The organism is Martinezella hainanensis, from assembly GCF_900094555.1.
Classification (GTDB): Bacteria; Pseudomonadota; Alphaproteobacteria; order Rhizobiales; family Rhizobiaceae; genus Rhizobium; species Rhizobium hainanense.
Genome location: NZ_FMAC01000001.1, coordinates 1,293,434 through 1,318,011, shown reverse-complemented (window position 1 = coordinate 1,318,011; position 24,578 = coordinate 1,293,434). Strand labels below are relative to the sequence as shown.

The following is a 24,578-nucleotide window of genomic DNA, read 5'->3' as shown; positions in this document are numbered from 1 at the left end:
TTCGCTTTCCCCCAAGGCTTCGCTTTCCCTTAGCCATCGCTAGCCCATCCCCCGCAGAACCTTAACCTGAAGGCCGCAGCTTCAAAACCAGAAGACAAAACCAAGTCCACTAACTTTTGAATTCAACGAGAGACAAACATCTTCATTGCTCGATATCGAGATGCCGCAACTCCGTCGGGCCAGAGCTCTTCAAGTGCTGGCCCGATCAGCGGTGATGATCCATGCCCGGGAGTCGAAAAGCACGCCTTCGGGCGTCATATGCGCTTCCAGCAGTGCACGGAGCCGTCGTAGTGGTTGGTCTGGTGCCTCACCAGTTTGGGTGAGCGCGTCCTTCACCATATAGAGGCCGGCAAGAGCATCGAGCGCGGTAGCGACATCCGGCCCGTAAAAGACCGGTTCGTGTACCTCGATGAAATCGATCGAGGTGAAGCCGGCGATGCCCAGCAGCTTCGTGGCTATGGCGGGATCGCCCAGCGAAAACGCCTTGCCGGCTTTCTCCGAGATTGCGCTTCCTGGTGCCAAGGCATGCCTGATGGCGCCGGACCATTTGTTGTGCTCCTGATCCTGCCATACCATCCAGGCGAGGCGTCCACCCGGGCGCATGGCGCGGGCGATATTGGCAAATGCGGCCGATGGATCGGCAAAGAACATAACACCGAAACGGCTGATACATAGATCGAAGCCGGCCGATGGCAGGTCGTGGCTTTGCGCGTCGCCTAGTTCGAAGCTGACGTTCCGTAACCCCGCCTCCAGGCAGCGTTGCCGCGCGATCGCAAGCATTTCGGCGGAAATATCCACGCCAAACGCTTCGCCGTTCGTTGCGGCAAGGGCGGCCTCCCGGGTGGTTTGTCCGGTGCCGCAGCCGATATCGAGCACGCGGTCGAGCGGCCGGACGTCGGCAGCTGCTCGTAAATGCCGGTTATGCCGCGAAAGTTCTGCGTCGTAAAAATCAGCACACCGCAACGCCGTGAGGCCTCCCCATTTTGGTTTAGCTGTTGGAACGGTTCAACTCTCCCGGATATCCGAACCGTTCTAACTCATTATTCTCGCATAGTCTTAGACCGAAGCTGCCGGGGGCTCTTGCTACAGCTGCTTTAGGGGACGTTGGTTTCCGTGCGACACCTTTTCCCTAACTGATTGCATGGTAGGATCAGTTATGCAACATGTACTCTAGTTGCAATTCGCAAGCGGATGGATTTTGTCATGGAGCAAGCAGGAAAAATCGCCGTCACCGAAACATCGATCGAAGTCAAAGGAGTGAGACTGCAGACCCAGGCTTTCGGTGACCCCTCCAGCCCGCCCATAATATTGATCATGGGGATGATGGCCTCGATGCTGTGGTGGCCGGACAGATTGTGCGAGGAGCTCGCCGCTTGCCAGCGCTATGTGATCCGATACGATCAGCGTGATACTGGCCTTTCCACACATTATCCGCAAGGCGCGCCCGGTTATTCGTCCGGCGATCTCGCTCACGATGTCATCGCCATTCTCGGCGGTTACGGATTGGAAACAGCGCATGTGGTCGGCATGTCGATGGGCGGCTTCGTCGCGCAGGAGGTCGCGTTGCGCCATTCCCGGTATGTACGGACGCTTACGCTGATCAGCACATCACCGCTTGCAGTCGAGGGCTTGCCCTCCTCGACAAAAGCATATCAGGAGCACTCCAGGGCCGCCGAAACGGTCGATTGGTCTAGCTCTGAGGCTATTGCTGCGTTCCTCCTCCGTGACGCAGCCATGCTTGCCGGCACCAGGCATCCGCACGATCCTGACGCCGCAAGTGCCTTGATTGCGCGCGACATGGACCGGGCGCCGTCCTTTGCCAGCGCCACGAACCATTTCGCGCTGGTGGGCGAGGAAGGGCCTGCAAGGTTGCGGGTAGCCGATATCAGGCAGCCGGTTCTTGCGATCCATGGCACAGCCGATCCGCTGTTTCCCGTAGAGCATGGCGAAGCCTTCACCAAGGTCGTACAAAATGGACGGCTGCACCGGATCGAAGGTGGAGGGCACGAAATTCATGAGCGTGACATTGACGAGATCGTCCGGGCCATCGTCGATCACACGGCCTGACAGACAGAGCGGAAAGCCAGTCATGGCCTCGCTTTCCGCTCTGTGAAAATCAGCTTCTCGGCTTCAAATTCTCGGCGTCGTAGAGCGGCTTGTAGCCTACGCCGACGACTTCCACCGGATAGATCTCGCCGAAATATTCGACCTGCAGTTTGCGACCTTCCTGGGCATAGGACCAGGGGAGGTAGGCGAGCGCAATGTTCTTGCCGATGGTCGGGCCGTAGGCGATCGAGGTGGTGAAGGAGCGGCGGCCGAGGTCGTCGACCAGAGTTTCGCCGGTTTCGGGGTCCATGACCGGCAGGATGCCGACCGGGTAGCGGGCCACGCCGTTCGCATCGATATTGTCAGTCACGACGAGCGTGCAGAGCGTGGCCGGCTGGTGCTCGCGGGCGCGATATTCCAGATGCTTGGCCTTGCCGCGGAAATCGGCCTCCTTGACCTTCGGGCGGGCGAGGTCGGCTTCGAGCAGATTATATTCCGTCAGCAGGTCGGCGTTCTGCAGGCGCAGGCTCTTTTCCATGCGGCGGCTGTTGGCATAGGTTTCGACGCCGACGGCGATGGCGCCGGTCGAGCGCAGCGCATCCCATACGGCCAGCGCGTCACCATAGGCCATGTGCAGTTCCCAGCCCTGTTCACCGACATAGGAGATGCGGAATGCGGTGACGTTCTTGCCGGCGATGCGGATCTGCTTGATCGCGGCGAAGGGGAAGTTCTCGTGCGAGAGGTTTTCCGGGGCCTCGACCACCTTCTGCAGGTTGGTGCGGGCATTCGGCCCCCAGATGCCGATCGTGACATAGCGCTCGGTGACGTCGGTGATAGTGACGTCGAAACCCTTGTCCTCGGCAACGCGGCGCATGTAGTGGAAATCGCGCGGGCCGGCATCGGCGCCGTCGATCAGGCGGCAGCGGTCGGCCATGCGGATCACGGTGAAGTCGGCGCGCACCATGCCTTCATCGTCGAGGAAGTGGGTGTAGATGCCCTTGCCGATATTGGCATCGCCGCCGATCTTGGCGGCGCAGAGCCATTCCAGCAGCTCGACATGGTCGGGGCCTTCGATGTCGTACATGGCGAAATGCGAGAGGTTGATGATGCCGCAATCTTCGCTCAGCGCCAGGTGTTCGGCATTGGAAACGCGCCAGAAATGGCGGTTGTCCCACTCGTTTGCACGCATGGGGATACGATCGCCGTATTTCTCGAGCAGATGCTCGTTGGCGGCATAGCCATGCGCGCGCTCCCAGCCGCCGAGCTCCATGAAGTAGCCGCCGAGTTCCTTTTCACGCTCATAGAAGGGGGAGCGGCGGATGTTGCGGCCAGTCGCATAGGGTTCGCGCGGATGAACGGCGGGATTGTAGATCTTCTGGGCTGCCTCCGTGCAGCGGCCTTCGATGAAGCTCTCTTCCAGCATATGGGGGTAGAAGCGGGAATAATCGATCCTGTTGTGGTCGATCGGCGTGCGGCCGTCGGTCATCCAGTCGGCGACGAGCTTGCCGAAGCCGGGGCCGTCCTTCACCCAGATGGCGACGCAATACCAGAGACCGCGAACCTTCTGGCTTTCGCCGACGGAGGGGCCACCATCGGTCGTGACCTGTAGAAGACCGTTGAAGGAATGGCCTTCATTGTAGCCGAGCTCGCCGAGGATTGGCGTCAGCTCCATGGCGCGTTCGAGCGGCTCGATGATCTGTTCCATGTCGAGATCGCGCTGCGAGGGCGAAAGGCGTGCCTCATGCTTTTCGAGGAGATCGCGGGGATGGCAGAGGCGCGGGTTCTTCTCTTCGTAATAACCCCATTCGATCTGGCCGCCTTCGGCGGTCTTCGGGTCGCCGGTGTCGCGCATATAGGCGGAGTTGCCCTGGTCGCGCATCAACGGGAAGCCGATTTCCTTGCCCGTGTTGGCGAACTCGTTATAGGGGCCGAAGAAGGTCAGCGGGTGGTCGACCGGCATGACCGGCAGATCTTCGCCGACCATTTCGGCGATCAGGCGGCCCCAGAGGCCGGCGCAGACGATGACATATTCGGCCTCGATCGTGCCGCGATGGGTGACGACGCCGGTGATGCGGCCATCCCTAACGATCAGCGACTGGGCCGGCGTATTGGCGAAGGACTGCAGCTTGCCGCTCTTTTCGCCCTGATCGATCAGCTTGCCGGCAACGGTCTGCGAACGGGGAATGACGAGGCCGGCATCCGGGTCCCACATGCCGCCCTGGACCATGCTTTCCTCGATCAGCGGGAATTTCTCCTTGATCTCGGCGGGCTCGACCAGGCTTACGCGCGTGCCGAAGGCCTTGCCCGAGGTGACCTTGCGCTTGATTTCCGCCATGCGGTCATCATCGCCGACGCGGGCGACTTCCAGGCCGCCGACGCGGGCGTAGTGACCGAGCTTATCGTAGAAATCGATCGAGTAGAGTGTCGTCCAGCAGGAGAGGAAATCGTGGCTGGTCGTGTAGCAGAAGTCGGATGCATGGGCGGTCGAGCCGATATCCGTCGGGATGCCTGATTTGTCGATACCGACAATATCGTCCCAGCCGCGCTCGATCAGATGGTGGGCGATCGATGCGCCGACGATACCGCCAAGCCCGATGATGACGACCTTCGCCTTTTGAGGAAATACTGCCATTGCGTGCGACCCTGATTGATACTGAAAACGGATTTTATGATGTGTGCGGCGACGACCAGAGCCTGTCTACGACATAATCAAGATGCTTGCACGACGACTGCGCGGCCTTCCCCATGGAGAAATGGGTGAAGTTCGCGCCGATGATCGCAAGTCACCATGTCGCAAAGGCGATGGTTTCGCCGTCTGTGAACTCATGTCGCGCTATTGCGGGATCGATTGCATCATGATCTCGCGGCGCAAGATCGGGCCTTCCTGGCCGAAATAGGTCGCAAGCAGCTTGGCAAAATCATCCGACTGGTAGGTCTCGGTCAGCGTTTGGTCGACAAGCAGGCGAAAGGCGGAGTCATCCTGCCGAAGTGCAATGCCATAGGGCTCGTGCGTGAAGAGGCGATTGCCGATGGCGAGCGTGGACGGATTATGGGCATGGGAAGCGAGATCGAAGAGCAGGGCGCGATCTGCGAAATAGGCGTCGATCTTATGGTTTTCGAGCGCGATCAGGCCGTCCTGATGCGTGGCGAAATCGGCGATCCGCGTCTTCGGCACGTCGGAGCCTAGCGCTTCGCGCAGTGTCGCGCCCGTCGTCGTGTCGGCGCGAACGCCGATCGTGCTTGTCGCGGGGGCCGGCTTGGCGGAGACCTGCGCCAGACGCTTGTCTAGGAACAAAGCCATCAGATAATCGGGCGAATCCTTGCGCAGCAGGGCGCTGGCGCCAGTGATGAAGATCGGCTGCGAGAAATCAACGCTTTTGCGTCGGCCGAGGCTGATGGTCAGGGCGCCGCAGAGAAGGTCGACCTGGCCGCTCTTCACCGCATCGAAGCCATCGGCAAGCGTGGTTTCGACATAATCGCGCTTGAGATTCGTGACCTTGCGCCCGACCGCATCGGCGATCTTGCCGCAAAGGTCGATGGTGTATCCCGTCGGGTTGCCGTCTTTCTTCTTGAAGGAGAAGGGGGCTTCGTCGCTGATATAGCCGATGCGGATCACGCCTTTCTGGGCGATGATATCGAGCGTCTGCGCGGCGGCAGCCGCATAGGCGAATATGCCGAGGATGATGCCTGCCAGAACCAGTCGTCTCATGCAATTTGCCGGCATGATCCTGATCTCCAAAAGAAAATTGGGCAATCGCAAAGGCTTAGGTGCAGATTATGGCCTGACAGGTTTTTGTCAACGATGGATTGTCCTTAATCGCTTGCCGTCGAGCAGGGGTGGCGAAATCCTTCTTGTCTTGGAGGTCGATGCTTCAACGGGACAATTTGTGACGCGCGGCCCAGCTGGAGATTGCCGCTGCAATCACCTCCGGCTGATCCTCCGGTGCGATGTGCCTAGCCGGCCCGCAGTTTTCGATCTCCAATCCGGCAATATTCTCGCGGCACCAGTCCGTCATCGTCTCGCCGACCAGCAGCGTCTCTGCTGGACCATCGAAGGTCAGCAGCAGCTTCGGGATATCTTCGCTGCGGGCAAGCCACGCGTCATAGGCCTGGATGCGCGCAACGACATCGGCCGGTTCGCCTTCGATCGGCATTGCGCGTGGCCAGGCAAGCAGCGGTCGGCGGCTTTCGGGCGTCGGGTAGGGCGCGCGGTAGACGGCATGGTCCTCGTGGCTCAATCCATTCAGAACCGTAGCCTTCAGTGCCTGTTCGATGAAGAAGTTTTCGTCCAGAACCTTCGCTTCCCCTGTGCCCGGCGAACGCAGGATCTCGTAGCGGGCGCGTGCATTCGGCATGTCGTTCCAGGTCAAAGGCCTGATGATGGTTTCCATGAAGGCAATGCCGCGCACGCGTTCCGGATGGTGGGCGGCCCAATCGAAGGCGAGCGCGCCGCCCCAATCGTGGCCGACCAATATGACATCGTCCAGCACGAGTTCGTCGAACCAGGCGTCGAGATAGCGCGCGTGGTCGGCAAATGAATAGGCGATATCGGGCTTGCCGGACTGGCCCATGCCTATGAGATCGGGAGCAAGGCGGCGAACCGGCGTCGTAATGGCTGGGGTGATATGCCGCCACAAGTAGGATGAGGTCGGATTGCCATGCAGGAAGACGAAGGGCGCTCCCATGCCCGCATCCTCATAGAAGATCGTCGAGTCCAACACATCGAGCGAGGGCATGTGGGTATCCTCTCGTGAAATAGGATGGTAAGGTACCTGTCTATCTATCATAATGGTCAGGTGCCTGTCTATATCCATGGAAAATTGCGCTCCCACCCGTCTGTCCCTGGGCCTGCTGCTGCGGCTCGTGCATCAACATTGGACACAGGATGTCGAAGCCGCGCTGGAACAAGCCGGTTATGGCGATATCCGGCCACCGCACGCCAATGTGTTCACCTTCATGCGCCCGGAAGGAATTCAGGTGAGCGAGCTCACCAGGCTCGCCCATGTCCGCAAGCAGACGATGACGCAGGCCGTGGAAGAACTGGAGCGCCTCGGCTATGTCGAGCGCCGGCCGGACCCCGACGACCGGCGGGCAAGATTGGTCTTTCTGACCGAGCGTGGCAAAGGCGTGCGGCCGATCGCGGTTTCAACCGGCCGTCTTGTGGATGAGCGTTGGTCCGACATTGCCGGTTCACAGGAGATCGAAGGGCTCAAGCAGGCTTTACAGGCAGTGCTTGGCAAGCTTCGTAGCGGAGGAAGCTCCGGAGAGCCAATGGACGAAGCGGCGACATAGGCGGTACGGTTCGATGCGCCTGTGATATGCGGGGCGCATGCTTTAAAGCGCTATCACGAAGAGTTTCGTTACTCCGTCACGGTTTCTAGCCTATCTGTTTGCACCACGGTCAACCGAAGGGAACGTCGATGCAAGAGAGGAACTTCATCAGCCAGGCAAGCGGCGTGGGGCGGAATGCGGTTTTTGCTTTCTGCGCGGGTTTTGCAGTCCTTGCTGCAGCCTTCAGCCCTGGGTTGACATCGCCGGCATCAGCCCAGACGATCATCGACGAATGGCACAACGTGAAGCCGCCGGCGCCGCCGGAGCTGAAAACCGTCACGGTCGATCCGAAGACGACGGCGTTGCTGATCCTCGACTTCAACGGCGCGCAGGACCCGATCAAGGGACCGTGCAACGCGAAGACCAAGCCGCGCTGTCTCGCCTCCGTGCCCAAGGTGAAAACCCTGCTCGATCAGGCGCGCGCCAAGGAGATGCTTGTCGTGTTCAGTCTGGCCGGCGTTGGCGAAGCGCAGGATATCGCAACGGCGCTGGCGCCTTTGGCGAGCGAGCCGATCGTCAAATCCGGACCGGACAAATTCATTGGCACGAACCTGCGCAGCATTCTCTCCGACAAGGGCATCAAGACCGTCATCGTGACAGGCACGGCGTCTGAGGGCGCGGTGCTCGATACGGCGACGGATGCCGCACTCAACGGCATGAACATCGTGCTGCCCGTCGATGGCATGTCGTCGACAGAGCTCTATGGCGAGCAATATGTGGCCTGGCACATGGTCAATGCGCCCGGCGTCTCGCAGAAGACGACATTGACCACCATCGACAGGATCAAGTTCTGATCCCCAGCGGCTTGCCTAGCAGCCGATCGGAAGGAAACCATCCCGCTGCCCGCGCGGCAACGGGATGTCCGCACGAGCTGTTTAGGCGAAGGCCTCGTCAAACAGGTTCAGCAGCCGCTTCCAGTGCCTTTCGGCGCCGACCTCGTCGTAGACGCCGTGATCCGGCACGGTCCATCCATGCGCCATGCCGACATAGTTTTCGATGGCGTGATCCACCCCGCTGGTCCGCAGCGCTTCGGCAAGACGTGCCGATTGCTCGGGTGGAAAACTGTTATCGACGCCGGCGACACCGATATAGACGCGCGCCTTGATATCGGCGGCCAGACGGTGCGGGCTGTCTTCCGCCTCGCTTGCAAGATTGCCGCCGTGGAAGCTTGCGGCAGCCGCGATGCGATCGGGATAGGCGGCAGCGGCGGTCAGCGCGCGGCCCCCGCCCATGCAATAACCGACCACGCCGGTTGCACCCTTGGCGCCTGCTGCAGACAGCGTGTCGAGAAAAGCGGCGCTGTCGACCTTGGTCATCTCCTGCGTCGTGCCGCGTATCATTGACATGATCGTCTCGCGGGAGGCGGGATTGCCGAAGGCACCGCCGTCGAAGGGACCATAGGCGCCGAAGCGATAGAAGAGATCGGGAAGCAGCACGATGTAGCCGGCGTCGGCAAGTCGCTGCGCCATGCCATTGAGCGACGAACGCGGCCCCATGGCATCCATATAGAGGATCACGCCATGCTCGGCGGATGCGCCGTTATCGGGGCGGAAGATGGCGGCTTTGGCGGTGCCGTCGGCCGTCTTGATTTCGATATCCTGTTTCATCGTCGTTTCCCTTGCGATCTCATTATCGGCTCGTGCCCCGCAGCGCATCCTACTTTGGCAAACGGCCCACAGGCCCTCAAGAGCATGTTCCTTCAAAACCGCCGGGGTCATCGATCAACATCTCTTGAGTTTCGGCGCTCGTCGTCTGTGACATAGTATCGCCAGCAACGACGTCTATGCGATGACCCCTTTGGAGGATGCGATTTCATGTCTTTTCGCCAGATGGTTCCCGGCCTGGTGCTGGTTCTTTCGCTGATATCGGCGACGGCATCTGCCGCCCCGCCCGAGCAGGGTCATGGCGCGCCTGCCGGTGCGAGCGGCGTGCTCTCGCTCCTGCCGCCCGATGCGGTCAGCGACCATGTTCTCAATGCTGACGGCAAGACCATTCCCTATACGGCGACGGCCGGGACGCTCGATCTCTTCGGTCAGGATGGTCAGCGCAGCGCTGCGATCTTCTATACCGCCTATGTCGCCAAGAACCGGGATGCCAACCGGCCCGTGACTTTCGTGTTCAATGGCGGGCCGGGTGCTGCCTCAGCCTTCCTCAATCTCGGGCTCGTCGGTCCGCGCATCGTTGATTTCGGCGCGAACGGGCGTGATGGCGCCAATGCCAAGCTCGTCGACAATCCGCAAAGCTGGCTCGAATTTACCGATCTCGTGCTGATCGATCCGATTGGCACTGGCTGGAGCCGCACTGCCAAACCGGACGACCAGAATGATTTTTATAGCGTCGACAGCGATGCCGAAAGCCTCGCCAAGGCGATCGCTCTTTACGTCGCTCACAACAGCCGGGCGGCGTCGCCGAAATATATTCTCGGGGAAAGCTATGGCGGTTTTCGCTCGGTCAAGGTTGCCAACAGCCTGCGCGAGGATCAGGGCCTTCTGATTTCCGGCATCGTCATGCTGTCGCCCCTATTGGAAGGCCGGTTTGTCTTCGGCGGTGGTGAGGATGCGCTTGGCGCTGCCTTGCAGCTGCCGTCGCTGGCGGCCGCCGAGCTGGAACGGCAAAACGCTTTTAGCGAGAAAGCGGTCCAGGATGCCCAGGCTTTCGCCTTGAACGAATATTTGCCAGCGCTTGCCGGGCCGCCGCCATCAGGCGATGCCGGCCAAGCCTTCTATGGGCGCGTGGCGAAACTGACCGGCATTCCGCAAGATGTCGTCGCCAAGAGCCAGGGCTTTCTCAGCGGAGTCTACCGCAAGCATTCCGATGGCGACGGCGCCGATGTCGCGAGCGCCTATGATGCTTCCTTCCTCGCACCTGACCCCTATCCGCAGTCGGAGGCCGAGCACGGCGGCGATCCGGTTCTGGATGGGTTCGTGCGCGCCTATGGCGGTGCCTTTTCCGGCTATGCCCGCGATGAGCTGGGCTTCCGCACCGACATGACCTACGCGTTGCTGTCGTCATCGGTGAACAGGGAGTGGAAATGGGGTGGGCGTAATGGCGGCTCGCGCGGGACCGCGGGCGCCAGCCACGATCTCAAGGAGTTACTGTCGCTGACGCCATCATTCCGGGTGATGATCGGGCAGGGTTACAGCGATCTCGTCATTCCCTTCGGCGTGAATAAATATGTGCTCGACCACATGCCGGCAGCCTTTGCCGATCGGGTGGCGCTGAAACTCTATCGCGGCGGCCACATGTTCTACACACGACCGATGTCGCGTGAGCAGTTCACCAGCGATGCCAAGGCGTTTTATGCCGGACAGGTCAAGGCCGCGCCGGCAGCGCAATCGAACTGACTGCGCCGACCTGCCGGGCTCCGCCTGGAATCCGGCAACGTCATGAGACCGGCCTTCACGTGTTTCTCGCAACCATGGCCTTGATGGTTTCGCAGAGCTCGTCCTTTGCCTGCTGCGGGGTGATATCCCCCATCGTGGCGGCATAGGAGAGCGCTTCGGCCGCACCCAGCATTGCCCAGAGACCGGCCGATGCAATGGAGCTGGCATTGGCGAAGGGAGCAAGCAACGCGCGGCACTTCTCGATGAAAACAGTTTCATAGTCGCGCTTGATCTTTTCAAGTTCCGGCGAGCCCGCAAGCGCAGCGATGATGCCAGGTATCTCGCGCCCCTGCCGCAGAACGCAATCGACATAGGAGGCGGCGATCACCTCCGCCCGGCCTGTCAGCGTCGGGCTGCCAGCATTGAGCGCCTTGTCCATCACCTCGGTCTGCCTGTTATCGAACTCGCGATAGAGTGCGGCCAGTAGGCCGGAACGGGTGATGAAATGGTCGTAGACAACGGGCTTCGTTACGCCGGCACGCTCCGAAAGCCGTCCCAGTGTCAGGGCCTCCGTTCCCTCATCCCCCGCGATTTGCCAGGCGACCTCGATGAGCTGCCGGTAGCGCTCCTCCCGCGTCAGCCGGCTGCGGGACTCCGGTTTCCTTGTCTGCATGCTTGACATCGTTATATACCAAAAGTAACTTACTAAAAGTATATAGGACTGAACTATTGCCTACAATGTGTCAGCAGGGGTTTTTCACATGCATACGCTTATCGTCGTCGCCCATCCGAATCCTGGTTCCTTCAGCCATAGTGTTGCAGCCGAAGTCGCCGAAGGCGTAACGGCTTCGGCGGCTACGTTTGAAATCGCCGATCTTTCGGCGGAGGGTTTCGACCCGCGCTTCACCGCTGCCGATATAGCCGCACATCTGAGAGAGGGGCCGTCGCCTGAAGATGTCGTTGCCGAGCAGGCGCGAATCGATCGTGCCGATGCACTGGTGCTGGTCTATCCCGTCTATTGGTGGTCCATGCCGGGGCTTCTCAAGGGATGGATCGATCGTGTGTTCAGCAATGGCTGGGCCTATGACGAGATGCCCGGTGACAGGTCGATCAAGAGATTGCAGCATCTTCGTATCCACCTGATTGCCATTGGCGGGGCAACGATGCGCACCTATGCGCGCCACGGCTATTTCGGCGCCATGAGGACGCAGATCGACCACGGAATTTTCGGATATTGCGGCGCTCCCGTCATGTCCTCCGAATTGCTCCTGACGGAAACGCAGGACATGACCTCTCACCTCGATACCGCTCGCTCTATCGGACAAAACCTCTTTGCGGCTTCACCATCGCAAACGACGGCGGATGCGGCCTAGAGCGGTTCAGCTTTTCACGGAATCTCTGAACCGCTCTATCTGTTTGCTTTCTCGCAATTCCGGACGGAAAACCGCTGCGCACTTTTCCTGGAATTGCTCTGGTCGTGTTACTGCAGCTGAAAGAGATGCTTGATGCGCGAGCTTAGCGAGCTCACGGGGGCGCCGTGGACCAGCATATCGGCGTTGGCGAAAAGGTGTTGTTCGGCCTCGATGCGCTTGGCCATGATGGCGCCCAGCTCCTCGGCAAGCGCGGGTCTGTCGTGTAATATGGGCGCCAGGCAGTCCTCGCCGATTTCATAGGTGACGACGAAGGTCAGGGCGCGGACCGTTCCGACTTCGCCCGATCCCATCAACAGGCCGTTTTCACCGAAGTAATCTCCCGGCGCGAGGCGCGTCAGCTCGATCTGCCGATGCCCTTCGCGGCGGGTGATGCTGACGACGCCCGAGCGGACGATCGTCAGTGCACGCAGGCGAGCATCCTGCTCGGCGATGACGGCATCCTTGCGGTAGGTCCGGCGCTGCATGTGCGACGCCAGATGTTCCTTCTCATCTTCGGTCAGCGACGAGAACAGAGGGATATTGCTGACCAATCGCCATGGCGTTCCCGGAGCGTGTTGCTTCCCGTCGGGCGCCTCGGCCTTTTGCTCCATTGGCAGCATGATCGTGCCGGGAGGATCGGCGAATTTCAGGCCTGCCGCCTTGGTATGGCGGAAGAGCAGATCATAGATTTCGTTCTTTGCGGCCGTTGTCAGCGACATGTCGCGCACGCGGAAGGACAGCTGCAGTTCGATCGCCTGCCCGTCGATGGAATTGATGGCGACGCTGGGTTCCGGGTTTTTCTGGATCGAGTTGCAGCTGATCAACACGTTCTGCATCACATCGATGATGATGGGCGGCACGGTGGTGGGCTGGATCCGTACGGTGACGGTGACACCATGGCTTTCATCCGGCGAGGAGAGATTGGTCAGCCGCGTCTTGGCCAGGATGCTGTTTGGAATGACGACCAGATCGTTGGTGCCGCTCAGCAATTGCGTGGCGCGCCAGTTGGTCTCGACGACCCGTCCCTGGATGTCGTTGTCGAGGACGATCCAATCGCCGACGGAATATGGCCGGCCGAGATTGAGGGCGATGCCGGAGAAAACATCGCTCAACGTGCTCTGCAGGGCGAGACCGAGAATGATGGCGAAGACGCCCGACGTCGCGATCAGCGTACCGATCGGGACGCTGAAGACATCGCCGACGATGGAGAGAATGGCACCGAGATAGATGACGCCGACGATCAGATCCTGCAGCAGCCGGCCCTCGCGGGGTTTGCGCTCGAAGATCAGGAACAGCCGCACGCAGGCGATCAGCACCCAGGCACCGTTGATCCACCATATGATCTTGGCAAAGCCTGTAAAGGTGCGCAGCGTAACCGACTCCTGCGGCGGGCTTGGCTCATAGGGGACGATGCCGTGATAGAGCAAAAGCACGGTCAGGCAGACGAAGAAGATGATCTGTCCGATCAGTCGGCCCGCCCTCTGATGGCGTAGCATGATGCGGCTGACGAATGTGCCAATGACGACCAGGATACAGAACTGGACGATCGGATCACCAAGAAGTGCAATGGACATAGGGGCTTGGCCGCACTCGGTCTTTCGGATGGCCGCTAAATTGGCACGAAAGAGGCCGCAGCGCCATATGCAGATAAAGTATGACTAATTGACGCTGACGCCTTGATCTCAGGGCTTGTCCCTTGATAATTAGATGACGATTATCATCTTACATCTGTCATCCCATCCTGCTATCTGCCTTAGAGAGCGCCGAGCTTCGCGCTCCGACATCATCAAGGAATACCCATGACACAGTCTTTCGAGATTCGCGGCGATCTGCTGATCGGCTCAGATTCCACCGGCGGCAACAGGACCGCGCGTGCCATCAATCCGGCAACCGGCGCAAACCTGGAGCCGGCCTTTGCGATCGCCAGCGAAAGCGACGTTGCCAAGGCATGCGAATTGGCGGCAAAGGCATTCGACGTCTACCGTGCGACCAGCCCCGGGCAGCGCGCGGCATTCCTCGAAAAGATTGCAGACAACATCATGGAGATCGGCGATGCGCTGATCGAGCGGGCAACGGAAGAGACTGGCCTGCCTGTCGCGCGCCTGCAGGGCGAGCGCGGTCGCACCGTCGGCCAGCTTCGGCTGTTTGCCCAGGTGGTTCGTGCCGGCGAATGGCTCGATCTGCGCGTCGATCCGGCATTGCCGGAGCGCAAGCCGCTGCCGCGCGCCGATCTGCGCCTGCGCCAGATTCCGCTTGGCCCGGTCGCCGTCTTCGGTGCCAGCAATTTCCCGCTCGCCTTCTCGGTTGCCGGTGGTGACACGGCTTCGGCGCTTGCGGCCGGCTGCCCGGTCATCGTCAAGGGTCATCTGGCCCATCCCGGCACTGGCGAGCTTGTCGGCCGCGCCATCCGCGCCGCCGTTGCCGCATCCGGTCTTCCGGAAGGCACGTTCTCGCTCTTGACCGGCGCCAACGAAACCGGTGCCGCGCTGGTGCGCGATCCCCGCATCAAGGCTGTGGGTTTCACCGGCTCGCGTGGCGGCGGCCTGGCGCTTGGCGCCATCGCTGCGGCCCGACCGGAGCCAATCCCGGTCTATGCCGAGATGAGCAGCGTCAACCCCGTCTTCCTTTTCCCGGCAGCGCTTGCCGCGCGCGCCGAAGCGATCGGAACGGGCTTTATCGATTCGCTCACGCTCGGTGCCGGTCAGTTCTGCACCAATCCGGGCCTGCTTTTTGCGATCGAAAGCCCCGATCTCGACCGGTTCGTCCAGGCTGCCAGCGATGCGCTGACCGGCCGCGCGCCGGCGCCGATGTTGACGCCTGGCATTCACGCCGCCTTCGACAAGGGCGTTGCCGCACTGGCGGAACATGATGCGGTCAAGACCGTCGCTCATGGCGCGCCGGCCGAAGGCGTCAACCGCAGCCCCGGCATCTTCTTCGAGACCGATGTCGAGCAGTTCCTGGCGGATGAGCGCTTGGGACACGAGGTCTTCGGTGCGGCCAGCCTTCTCGTGCGCTGCAAGGATATCGAGCAGATGATCGCAGTTGCAGAAAAGCTCGAGGGCCAGCTGACGGCGACCTTGCAGATCGAGGCGGATGACTATGCTACGGCCGCCAAGCTGGTGCCGGTGCTGGAACGCAAGGCCGGGCGCATCCTCGCCAATGGCTGGCCGACCGGCGTCGAAGTCAGCCACGCAATGGTGCATGGCGGGCCTTTTCCGGCAACGTCGGACAGCCGCACGACCTCGGTCGGCACGCTGGCCATCCGCCGCTTCTTGCGCCCGGTCTCCTATCAGGATCTTCCGGAAGGGCTGCTGCCGGCAGAGTTGCGTAACGAGGGTGTCAGGTCGCTGCCGCATCTCCTCGATGGCGTGCGCAAGGGTAACTAAGTCGCCGTCCCGACGGTATGAAATAACGTCTCCGAAGCGGGCCATCTTGGCCCGCTTTTTCTTTGTGCCATTCTAGGCGGCGGAGCCTTGAAGACGGGCGTCGAGATGCGCCTGGTAATGTTGAAGGGAGAGTTCCGCGCCGAGATGGGAGAGCTCGGTGGCGACGGCTTCCGCAGCATGTTCGGCCGCCTCGATGACGCGTTCGAACATCTCCGCTTCATAGGCTTTGACGGCGTCCTTCCACTCGTCGTTTTCGAGAAGCTGGCGGCCAAGCTCCGCAGCATCCAGCATCGCCATATTCACGCCTTCGCCGCCAAAGGGCGACATCACATGCGCGGCATCACCGAGGAGCGTGATGCCGATACGGTTCTGCCAGTGGTGGCCGACCGGCAGCGCATAGATCGGCCTCGAAACGATATGGTCGTTGCTGGCTTCGACAAGGCCAAGGATGCGCGGCGCCCAGCCTTTGAATTCTGCGGCCAGCCGCGCCCGAGCCTTTGCCGGTGAGGTAAAGTCGAACGTCTTCTCGGCCCATTCGGTCGGCACGCGGAAGATCGCGTAGCCGCGCAGATGGGAATTGCCGTTGCGCTGGACGATCAGGCCACGTCCGTCGGCCTCGATACCGATCTTGCCGCGGCCGACGAGGGCCGCAAGATCGGGGTGGCTCGCGTCGACGTCATCGATGCCGAATTCGATGAAGGTGATGCCGCTATATTGCGGGCGGTAGGAGGATACCAGCGGCCTGACCTTCGACCAGCTGCCATCGGCACCAATAACGAGATCGAAAGGGCCGATCATTTCGTTTTCGAAGACCAGATCATAGGTGCCGTCGTCGCGCGGGCGCACTTCGCGCAAACTATGGTTCCAGCGGATGATTTCTTTCGGCAGGGAGGCGAGCAGTGTCTGCCGCAGCGCCGTGCGATCCACCTCCGGCCGGTCGGAGTCGTCGGCATCGTCATCAGCGAAGATGAGCGTGCCGTCCTTGTCGTAAAGCCGGCTCCCCTGGTCCTCGTAGCGGGCGATCTGCAGGAATTCTTCGTAGAGACCGGCACGGCGCATCGCCAGCTGACCGGATTCGACGTGCAGGTCGAGCGTGCCGCCCTGCGGGCGGGCAAGGGCGTGTTCTTCGCGCTCAAAGATGCTGGCCGGCACGCCGGCCTGATGGAGAATGCGGGCAAGCGTCAGCCCGCCGGGGCCTGCGCCGATGATGGCGATGCGGGGATAGGATCTCATGGACACGGTTCTCATAATTTTGTACATAGGTACCTATATAGATTAACATAGGTACCTATTCAAGTGGGGCGAAAATGACGGATTGGGATTTGTTCGACGCGCCGGCGCCGCTCATCAACATGGCGTCGCGGTCGTTCGCGCGTCTCGGCGAGCGACGTGTGAAGGCATTGGGCTTCAACATCGGCCAGCTGCCGGTGCTCTACATGCTCCGCAATGGCGCCGAGATGTCGCAGAAGGATCTGGCAAAATTCGCCAAGATCGAGCAGCCGTCGATGGCGCAGATGCTGGCGCGCATGGAACGGGACGGGTTGATTAGGCGCACACCCGATCCCACGGATGGTCGCAGTAGTCTCGTATCTCTAACCGATGCGGCGCGCGAAAGGTTGCCGGCTGCCCGTCAGGCGCTGGAAGAGGGACGCGAGGCTGTTCTGGCCGGGTTCGGCGCGGAGGAGGTTCAGACGCTGCTTCAGTTGATGCGGCGGCTCAACCAGAATCTCGACCGGATGGTGGCCGAGGAGGATGGGGCGTAGACGCGCATATCTGCGCGCCTACGATGACAGCCATTCAGACCTCGGCGTAGACGATGCCGGTGAAAGAGCCGGCATGGTGCAGCAGTTCACGCTCCCCCGAGCCGTCGAGGCTTGCGGAATAGAGATTGCCGCCGATATCGGTGAAGAACATGCGGTTACCAGGCAGGTCGAGCGAGAGGCCAATGCCTTCGTCCAGACCTTCGAGGACGACTGCGGAGGTTGCGGCGATATCATCCATCAGGGCGCGGTTGACGGTATTCCCGCGCGGAAGATTACCGCGATCGGTCCAGTAGATCGTGCGGGTGGCGAGATCCAGTTCGAGATCGATCGGCTCCGGCAGTTTGTCCAGCAGGGTTTCGATATCGCTGCGGCTGGCTGCGGTTTCGCCGGCCGGGATATTGATGCCGGCGCGGAAGATGCGGCCGAGGCCGGCATCCGGCGGTCCCTTCTGGGTCCAATAGATCTGCCCGAGCGGCAGATCGAGGGCGATGCCGACGCACCAGCGCTCGATCTCGGCGCTGTCCTCAGGGCCTTCGCCGTTCTGCACCAAGGTCTCGATGTCGCTGCCATCGATATTGGCGCGCATGACTCGCATGCCTTCGCGGTCGCACCAATAGAGCTTGCCGTTGTCGCGATCGAGCTGGATCTGCTTCGGTGTGACCAGCGTGCTGCCGGGCGGGATCAGTGTTACGTGATTGCCGCCGTCGAGGTCCATGCGCTCGATGGAGCCGTCATGGGCGTTGTAGTCGTTGCCCATCTCCGTCCAGTAGATCCAGCCATTCTCGCTGTCGACGAGAATGCCGTCCGGGCTGCGGCCGGCCCGCTGGACGATGAGCTTGAGATCGGTGCCGTCGATGGCGGAGGAGAGGATTCGTCCGTCGTTGATGTCGAGGAAGAACAATCTTTCGGTGTTGGCAGGCGTCCGTGCTTCTGCTTCTGACATGAGAGCATCCTTTCGAGGGGGGGGCGGATCTGCGGATCACAGCGCGGCAATCATGGCATCGCTTGATGACAGCATCATTCGCCGCTGCGATCACGATGAAGATCTGTTGCGCTGCAACAAAGTCAAGTGCATTGATGTCGCGACCTATGCGAAGGTCCGTCAAATAAGTGTCATCGCTCTGATATAAATCCCCTCATTCCAGGGGATATTCCACGAGGGCCTGAAACCCGAAGCCGGAGGTGATTGATATCATGTCGACGCTCCAGCAGATCGCCTTTCGGGCCGGTTGTTCGGTCGCGACCGCGAGCCGGGTGCTGAACCGCAACGGCCCCGTCAGCGACGAAATGGTGCGGCGCGTGCGGCGTGCGGCGGCGGAGCTCGGCTATCGGGCGGGTGGGCGCACCGGCAACGGTCGGCCGGCGATCGGAGTGCTTATTCCCAGCATCACCAATCCGGTCTTCGCGGCTTCGCTTTCCAGCATCCAGAACAGGGCGCTTCATGCCGGGCATAGCGTGCTGATCGCGCAATCGAATTATGATCCGGCGCAGGAGGCCGATGCCGTCGCTTCGCTGCTTCAACAGCAACCGACCGGTATTATCCTGACGCTCTGCGATCCCGAACGCAGCCTGCTCCCGTCATCCACCCTGCCGCCGACCGTATTGCTTGGCAACCTGCCGACCAGCCGCTTCACCGCCGCCGTCGCGACCGACAATTTCGGCGCTGGTCGTGATCTGACCGATCATCTCCTGTGCAAGGGGCATCGCCGTATTCTGTTCATATCGGGCCATTTTTCGGCCTCGGATCGGGCGAAGCTGCGCTACCTCGGTTATATCAGGGCCATGGAAGCCGCGGGGCAACAGCCACTCGATGCACTGGAGATTTCCTTCGTAAACAGCCTGGAGCAGCTCGATCTTTCGGATGCGGTTTCACGCTTTGGTCCGACGGCGATCATCGGCTCCAACGATCTTCTCGCGCTTGGAGTCATGGGAGCGCTTCGACGGCAGGGGCTTTCGATCCCACGCGATATTTCGGTCGCGGGTTTCGACGGGATTTCCCTTGGTTTTCTGGGTGAGGTTCCGCTGACGACAGTGGAAATTCCGGACGGGACGATGGGAGCGGCAGCGGCCTCGCTGCTGCTCGACATGGCGGAAAATGCCGCGCCGCCGCGTCATCTGACCGTGCCTTATCGAATGCGTGCGGGCGGCACGGTGCGCAATCTCGCCATTCAACCCTGACGCCTGCCTGCGAACGGAAACGCCGCCTCTCAAGCAGAAGCGGCGTGGATTGTTCAGACCGGCTCGAAAGATCAGCTGCGCGGTAGCAGGCCTTCGACGTCGGAAGCAGCGTCGTCGAGCGCTTCCTTCGGCGTGGCCGAGCCGTCGACGATGCGCGAGAGATTGTCGACGATGGTCTGTGTGACTTTGACGCCGTTGGAACCCGGGAAGGCATACCAGGGGATCATGATCGACATCTGGCTGAGGCCGGCCTGGAAGAGCGGGTTCTTCTTGTAGAAGTCGCCAAGATACTCGGCCGACTTGGCGGCCAGCTCGTTGTTCGGAACGTAGCCGGTGCCGGGAACGACGACCGAGGCGCCATAGGGGCCGGCAGCGAATTTGGCGAACTTCCAGGCGGCCTCTTCCTTGACTGGGTCATGGGTCAGGATGACGACAGCGTTGCCGCCCGTCGGCAGGCGGCCGTTGACCGGGTCGATCAGCGGCAGCTTGGCGGTGCGCAGGTCGAACTTGGTGCCAACATTCTTGATGGTGTTGACCAGCGCGCCGGTCGTCTGGAATTCGAAGCCGACCTTGCCAGCAGCGAAAGCCTGTTCGCCTGCAGCCTTGGTGAAGACCGGCATGCCGCCTTCCTTGACGAAGCGCTGGATCATCTCGACGGCCTTCTGGCCCTCTGGACCGTTGAAGGCAACCTTCGTCTCGTCGTCGCTCAGCATCTTACCGCCGGCGCCGAAGAGGAGGGCGGAGAACATCCAGTCGTCGCCCTGCCAGCGGAAGTCCATGCCGTCGACGCCGTTGCCGAGCGCCTTGATCTTGCCGGCGAGCGCGATGACTTCATCCCAGGTCTTCGGCGGGTTGTCCGGATTGCCGCCAGCGGCCTTCACCAGATCGGCATTGTAGTACATGATCGGGTTCGACGTTGCGAAGGCGAGGCCGACCTGCTTGCCCTTGACCTGGGCGAGCTTCAGGATCGTGTCCGAGAAGCCCTGTTCGGCCATGTTGCCCTCTTTCTTGACGAGGGGGCCGAGGTCGACGGCGACGTTGCGCTCGTCCATCATGCGCAGGCGGTTGAGGCCGATGAAGGTGACATCGGGCATTTCGCTGGTGCCGGCCTGGCGCAGGATGGTCTGAATGCCTTCCTCATAGGTGGCCGAAGGAGCGGCGAACTGAATCTTGATGCCCGGATTTTCTTCCATGAACTTCTTCGAGATCGTGTCCATCACGTTCTTGAAGAAGCCGGGCATGGGATAGTGAACCGTCAGGGTGGTTTCGGCATAGGCCGGGACCGACACGACCATCGAAATGGCCGCGGCGGCGAGAATCTGGGTGATATGCTTCATCGCTCGTTCTCCGTTTTCAAATTTCGAACCGGTCAGCCTTTGAGACCGGTCATGGTGATGCCCTCGACGAAACGCTTCTGTGCGAGAAGGAACGCCGCGACGAGGGGAATGGTGATGATGAGGGTTGCCGCCATGAGCGCGCCGTAGTCGTCGCCGGCTTCGGCGGCGCGGAAATACATGAGGCCCAGCGGCGGCGTGAAATAATCCTGCTTGCTGATGACGATCAGCGGCCAGTAGAGGTCGTTCCAGTGCGCGACGACCGAGAAGATCGCGAAAGCGGTCACGGCCGGCCATGCGTTCGGCACGATCACGCGGGCGACGATGCCGAGTTCCGACATGCCGTCGAGGCGCGCGGCGTGGATCAGGTCGTCGGGCATGGCGCGGAAGAACTGCAAGAACATGAAGATCGCGAAGACCGAGATCGAGAAGGGCGCGACGAGAGCCGTGTAGCTGTTCAGGAGCGAGAGGCTGTTGAAGCCGACATAGAGCGGTAGCGCCGTCGCGTGGATCGGGATCAGCAGGCCCAGCATGATCAGCACCATCATGGTGCGTGCCGCCGGGAATTTCAGCTTCGCCATGGCGTAGGCGCAGGGAATGGCGATCAGCACCTGGAAGAAGAAGATCAGGCCGCAGACGAGCACGCCGTTGAACAGCAGCGTGCCCATGTCAACCTTGCTCAGCGCCTTGGCGATGTTCTCGACGTAATAGAAATGCGTCGGGATCAGCTTCAGGGCCGACGTGAAGATATCGTCCTGCGCCTTGCCGGCGGTCGAGATCATGAAAATGTAGGGCGCCAGGAAGATCAGCGAGCCCAGGATCAGCAAAGCGAGGCGCAGGATGCGGCCGGGAGTGAAGCCTGTCGAGGTCATGTGTAATGCACCTGCCGGTCTTGGACGCGATATTGCAGGAAGGTCAGCACCACGAGGATGGCGAGGAAGACGGTGGTCATCGCCGAGGCATAGCCGACCCGGAGATAGACGAAGCCTTCCTGGTAGATGCTGAAGAGCAGCACTTCCGACGCATGGTTCGGGCCACCGTCGGTCAGGGCCTTTACCGTATCGAAGACCTTCACCGCATTGATGATGCTGATGGTGGTTACGAAGAGCGTCGTCGGCCCGAGCATCGGCCAGGTGACGAGCCAGAAGCGATCCCACGCCGATTTTGCGCCGTCCACTTCCGCTGCAGAATAAAGCTCGCGCGGGATGGCGGTGAGACCGGCCAGGAACAGCACCATGTTGAAGCCGACCGATTGCCAGACGCCGATGATCGACAGGCTGTAGAGGGCGGTCGCCGACGAGCCGAGCCAATTCGGGCCAGGCAAGCCGATTTGAGCGAGCATCGCATTGATCGGGCCGATCGTCGGATGGAAGAGATATTGCCAGACGGTTGCCATCGCGACGATCAGCGAGGCGACGGGGAGGAAGTAGGCCGTGCGGAAGAAACTGCGGCCGATGCCTTCGCTTTCGATCAGCAGCGCGACGCCGAGGCCGAGCACGATCGAGACGGGCGCGACGATCGCCGTATAGACCGTCGTGTTCCAGAGCGATTTCTGGAAGGCGCGATCGCGCAGCAGATGCGCGTAGTTCTCGAAGGCGACGAAGCGCAAGCTTTTGTCGCCAAGCTGGAAATCCGTGAAGCCGAGCACGACGACGGCGACGATCGGCACCAGAATGAAGAGCACGATCAGGATGATGGCGGGCAGGGCGAAGAGCAGAGCCGTGCGGGCTTCGCTCCGTTCGCGGGCCGCGGCCGTCTGCAGCGGCAAGGAGGTGGCGGCAATGCTAGCCATGCGCCTTCTCCCGCGTGGCGTCGACGGTCGTCGGTGCGGCGCGCAGGCGGCGGCCGTCTTCGGCGAAGACCATCGCCTGTTCCGCTGAGAGGCCCAGCGCCACCGGCATGCCGGCAGTAAGGCCGGCAACGTCTGCCGGTGCGAGCTTGATGACCATCGTCTCGCCGATGGCGTCGAGCTTGGCATAGAGGATGACTTCGGAGCCGAGGAATTCCATGCGCTCGATGTGAGCGGCAAGCGCATCCTGCCGGTTCTGCGTGAGGGTCACGAATTCCGGACGGATGCCGAGCGTGACGTTGCCGCCGGCGACGCTGCCGTCTTCCAGTGCAAGCCGGATGCCGCCGAAGGCAACGATGCCGTTTTCGGCCAGCGCCGGCAAAAGATTGATGCGTGGCTGACCGACGAAACGGGCCACTTCGATATGGGCGGGATCGTCGTAGATCGTCTGCGGCGAGGCGAGCTGCAGCAGCTGGCCGCCGATCATGACGGCGACGCGGTCGGCCATCGACAGCGCCTCGGCCTGGTCGTGCGTGACATAGACCGTGGGCACGCCGGCGCGGCGGTGCAGATCGACGATCTCGCCGCGCGCATGGACGCGCAGGTTGGCGTCGAGATTGGAGAGCGGCTCGTCCATGAGGAAGACGGCGGGGCGACGCACCATGGCGCGGGCAAGCGCCACGCGCTGACGCTGGCCGCCGGACATCTGGCCGGGTTTGCGGTCTAGCAGGTGATCGATCTTCAGCGAAACCGCCATTTCCCGGACATCGCGGATGATGCCGGTGCGGGCGGCGCGCTGGCCGGGGATCATCGAACCGATGAAGGGCAGGCGCTGGACTCGCGACAGGCGGCGCATGGCGAGCGGCACTGCGATGTTTTCCGAGGCCGTCAGATGCGGATAGAGCGCGTAGGACTGGAAGACCATGGCAATGTTGCGATCCGCCGCCGCGACGCCTGAGACGTCGCTGCCGCCGAGGATGATTTCGCCGCTATCGGCATGATCAAGGCCGGCAAGGATGCGTAGCAGAGTGCTCTTGCCGCAGCCGGACGGACCGACGAGGGCGATGAACTCACCGGGCTGGACCTCGAGGTCGACGCCCTTGAGGATGGCATTGCCGCCGAAGGATTTGGCGATGCCGCGAAGCGAGAGTGCACTCATTCGGTCGGCTCCTTCTGTGCCTTGGGTGCTGCCTGCGGATAGACTTCCATGACGACGTCATCGAGGAAGTAGGCGGTCATGCCGGGTACGGCGACGAGCTCGGTCGACACCGTCTCGCCGAGTTCATGAATGGCCGCGCCGATCAGCCGTTCGCCGGGCATCTCGCGTTCCATCTTGTCGAGGATGAAGGCGCCGGGCGGTGCCCATACGACGGCGGTATCGTTGAAGCGGCCTTCCCAGGTCCAGTGCAGGTGGCCGCTGCCGAAGAGGGCGACGTCATGGGCCGCGATCAGATCATAGAGGCGGCGGCGCTGCGCCGGGCGCACGCTCCAGTAGCCGGTGTCGCCTTCATCCGGCGCATCGACGAAGAGCGGCTTGTGGGCAAAGAGGGCAACGCGGCGGTCGCCGCGGCTTTCGAGCATATCCTGCAGCCAGTCGAACTGCTTCTGCTCTTCGGCATCCTCGAAGCCCATCAGCAGGCTGTTGAGGCCGATCAGCCGCCAATTGTCGACGTCCTTCGCCCAATAATCGGGGCCGACGAGGCGGCGCCAGCGGTCCAGCCGTTCGGGATTGACGGGCTGATAGGAGCCGGGCAGGTGACCGACATCGTGGTTGCCGGGCACGATCAGCATCGGCACGGAGATCTGTCGCATCAGATCCATGGAGAAGATAAGATCTTCGTCCTTGTCGGCGCCGTCGACGCTCAGATCACCGGTGTGAACGACGAGATCGGCGCCGCTTGCCTCGATCCATTTCGCCAGTGGCTCCCAATTGCCGTTGAAATGCGGCTTGTTGGGGCTCAAATGGGTGTCGGTGATCTGGATGATCTTCAAGGCGCTTCTCCGCAGTCGTCAGAA

The 24,578-nt window shown here is 61.5% G+C and carries 21 protein-coding genes and 1 pseudogene; 8 read left to right on the top strand and 14 right to left on the bottom strand.

The window, feature by feature from the left end; translation table 11 throughout:
* Positions 1-189: 189 nt before the first annotated feature.
* Positions 190-963, bottom strand: a complete 774-nt coding sequence (locus GA0061100_RS06385; RefSeq protein ID WP_075851819.1) for a class I SAM-dependent methyltransferase — start codon at positions 961-963, stop codon at positions 190-192.
* Positions 964-1,203: 240 nt separating this feature from the next.
* On the opposite strand from GA0061100_RS06385, the gene GA0061100_RS06380 reads away from it, so the two are divergent.
* The gene (locus tag GA0061100_RS06380) at positions 1,204-2,067 is read left to right on the top strand and encodes an alpha/beta fold hydrolase (RefSeq protein ID WP_075851932.1); all 864 of its coding nucleotides are present in this window, start codon (positions 1,204-1,206) and stop codon (positions 2,065-2,067) included.
* Between the two features lie 49 nt (positions 2,068-2,116).
* On the opposite strand, the gene GA0061100_RS06375 is transcribed toward GA0061100_RS06380, so the two are convergent.
* The 3 genes from GA0061100_RS06375 to GA0061100_RS06365 form a co-directional block, all read right to left on the bottom strand.
* Positions 2,117-4,678 carry a GcvT family protein gene (locus tag GA0061100_RS06375; RefSeq protein ID WP_075851818.1) on the bottom strand — a complete coding sequence of 854 codons (2,562 nt, stop codon included), beginning with the start codon at positions 4,676-4,678 and terminating at the stop codon, positions 2,117-2,119.
* A 201-nt stretch (positions 4,679-4,879) separates the two neighbouring features.
* Positions 4,880-5,770 carry an amino acid ABC transporter substrate-binding protein gene (locus tag GA0061100_RS06370; protein WP_075851817.1) on the bottom strand — a complete coding sequence of 297 codons (891 nt, stop codon included), beginning with the start codon at positions 5,768-5,770 and terminating at the stop codon, positions 4,880-4,882.
* 148 nt (positions 5,771-5,918) lie between these two features.
* Positions 5,919-6,833, bottom strand: coding sequence for a haloalkane dehalogenase (locus GA0061100_RS06365; RefSeq protein ID WP_280173809.1), 915 nt, complete (start codon positions 6,831-6,833; stop codon positions 5,919-5,921).
* A gap of 25 nt (positions 6,834-6,858) precedes the next feature.
* On the opposite strand from GA0061100_RS06365, the gene GA0061100_RS06360 reads away from it, so the two are divergent.
* Positions 6,859-7,338, top strand: a complete 480-nt coding sequence (locus GA0061100_RS06360; protein WP_083961274.1) for a MarR family winged helix-turn-helix transcriptional regulator — start codon at positions 6,859-6,861, stop codon at positions 7,336-7,338.
* A gap of 128 nt (positions 7,339-7,466) precedes the next feature.
* Positions 7,467-8,171: a cysteine hydrolase family protein gene (locus GA0061100_RS06355; protein ID WP_075851814.1), complete on the top strand. Its 705-nt coding sequence runs from the start codon at positions 7,467-7,469 to the stop codon at positions 8,169-8,171.
* A gap of 81 nt (positions 8,172-8,252) precedes the next feature.
* Here the strand turns inward: GA0061100_RS06355 and GA0061100_RS06350 are convergent, their stop codons facing one another.
* Positions 8,253-8,984, bottom strand: coding sequence for a dienelactone hydrolase family protein (locus GA0061100_RS06350; protein ID WP_075851813.1), 732 nt, complete (start codon positions 8,982-8,984; stop codon positions 8,253-8,255).
* 207 nt (positions 8,985-9,191) lie between these two features.
* Between GA0061100_RS06350 and GA0061100_RS06345 the strand changes: the two genes are divergently transcribed.
* Positions 9,192-10,721, top strand: a complete 1,530-nt coding sequence (locus tag GA0061100_RS06345; RefSeq protein WP_075851812.1) for a S10 family peptidase — start codon at positions 9,192-9,194, stop codon at positions 10,719-10,721.
* On the opposite strand, the pseudogene GA0061100_RS06340 reads toward GA0061100_RS06345, so the two are convergent.
* A pseudogene (locus GA0061100_RS06340) lies at positions 10,676-11,382 on the bottom strand (TetR/AcrR family transcriptional regulator). The gene GA0061100_RS06345 and the pseudogene GA0061100_RS06340 sit on opposite strands and share 46 nt — an antisense overlap.
* 79 nt (positions 11,383-11,461) lie before the next feature.
* Here GA0061100_RS06340 and GA0061100_RS06335 point away from each other — a divergent pair.
* A complete protein-coding gene (locus tag GA0061100_RS06335) occupies positions 11,462-12,073 on the top strand; it encodes an NAD(P)H-dependent oxidoreductase (protein ID WP_075851810.1) in 612 nt (203 codons plus the stop codon).
* Between the two features lie 107 nt (positions 12,074-12,180).
* Here the strand turns inward: GA0061100_RS06335 and GA0061100_RS06330 are convergent, their stop codons facing one another.
* Complete coding sequence (locus GA0061100_RS06330) at positions 12,181-13,686, bottom strand: mechanosensitive ion channel family protein (protein WP_075851809.1); 1,506 nt, start codon at positions 13,684-13,686, stop codon at positions 12,181-12,183.
* Between the two features lie 225 nt (positions 13,687-13,911).
* Here GA0061100_RS06330 and GA0061100_RS06325 point away from each other — a divergent pair, with 225 nt between their 5' ends.
* Complete coding sequence (locus GA0061100_RS06325) at positions 13,912-15,498, top strand: aldehyde dehydrogenase (NADP(+)) (protein ID WP_075851808.1); 1,587 nt, start codon at positions 13,912-13,914, stop codon at positions 15,496-15,498.
* Positions 15,499-15,570: 72 nt separating this feature from the next.
* Here GA0061100_RS06325 and GA0061100_RS06320 read toward each other — a convergent pair whose 3' ends face one another.
* On the bottom strand, positions 15,571-16,731 hold the full coding sequence (locus GA0061100_RS06320) for an FAD-dependent oxidoreductase (RefSeq protein ID WP_075851807.1): 1,161 nt from the start codon (positions 16,729-16,731) through the stop codon (positions 15,571-15,573).
* Between the two features lie 74 nt (positions 16,732-16,805).
* Here GA0061100_RS06320 and GA0061100_RS06315 point away from each other — a divergent pair, with 74 nt between their 5' ends.
* Positions 16,806-17,261: a MarR family winged helix-turn-helix transcriptional regulator gene (locus GA0061100_RS06315; protein WP_075851806.1), complete on the top strand. Its 456-nt coding sequence runs from the start codon at positions 16,806-16,808 to the stop codon at positions 17,259-17,261.
* Positions 17,262-17,295: 34 nt separating this feature from the next.
* On the opposite strand, the gene GA0061100_RS06310 is transcribed toward GA0061100_RS06315, so the two are convergent.
* Positions 17,296-18,204: a YncE family protein gene (locus tag GA0061100_RS06310; RefSeq protein ID WP_075851805.1), complete on the bottom strand. Its 909-nt coding sequence runs from the start codon at positions 18,202-18,204 to the stop codon at positions 17,296-17,298.
* A 251-nt stretch (positions 18,205-18,455) separates the two neighbouring features.
* Between GA0061100_RS06310 and GA0061100_RS06305 the strand changes: the two genes are divergently transcribed.
* Complete coding sequence (locus GA0061100_RS06305; protein WP_075851804.1) at positions 18,456-19,439, top strand: LacI family DNA-binding transcriptional regulator; 984 nt, start codon at positions 18,456-18,458, stop codon at positions 19,437-19,439.
* A 71-nt stretch (positions 19,440-19,510) separates the two neighbouring features.
* Here the strand turns inward: GA0061100_RS06305 and GA0061100_RS06300 are convergent, their stop codons facing one another.
* Genes GA0061100_RS06300 through GA0061100_RS06280 form a run of 5 tightly spaced genes read right to left on the bottom strand, consistent with a single transcriptional unit; the run spans position 19,511 to position 24,554 of the window.
* Positions 19,511-20,776 carry an ABC transporter substrate-binding protein gene (locus tag GA0061100_RS06300; protein ID WP_075851803.1) on the bottom strand — a complete coding sequence of 422 codons (1,266 nt, stop codon included), beginning with the start codon at positions 20,774-20,776 and terminating at the stop codon, positions 19,511-19,513.
* A 32-nt stretch (positions 20,777-20,808) separates the two neighbouring features.
* Positions 20,809-21,645, bottom strand: coding sequence for a carbohydrate ABC transporter permease (locus tag GA0061100_RS06295; RefSeq protein ID WP_075851802.1), 837 nt, complete (start codon positions 21,643-21,645; stop codon positions 20,809-20,811).
* Positions 21,642-22,565, bottom strand: a complete 924-nt coding sequence (locus GA0061100_RS06290; protein WP_075851801.1) for a carbohydrate ABC transporter permease — start codon at positions 22,563-22,565, stop codon at positions 21,642-21,644. The genes GA0061100_RS06295 and GA0061100_RS06290 overlap by 4 nt, the downstream gene beginning before the upstream one ends.
* Positions 22,558-23,721: an ABC transporter ATP-binding protein gene (locus GA0061100_RS06285; RefSeq protein WP_075851800.1), complete on the bottom strand. Its 1,164-nt coding sequence runs from the start codon at positions 23,719-23,721 to the stop codon at positions 22,558-22,560. Before GA0061100_RS06285 ends, GA0061100_RS06290 begins: the two co-directional genes overlap by 8 nt.
* Positions 23,718-24,554: a metallophosphoesterase family protein gene (locus GA0061100_RS06280; protein ID WP_075851799.1), complete on the bottom strand. Its 837-nt coding sequence runs from the start codon at positions 24,552-24,554 to the stop codon at positions 23,718-23,720. Before GA0061100_RS06280 ends, GA0061100_RS06285 begins: the two co-directional genes overlap by 4 nt.
* Positions 24,555-24,578: the final 24 nt, after the last annotated feature.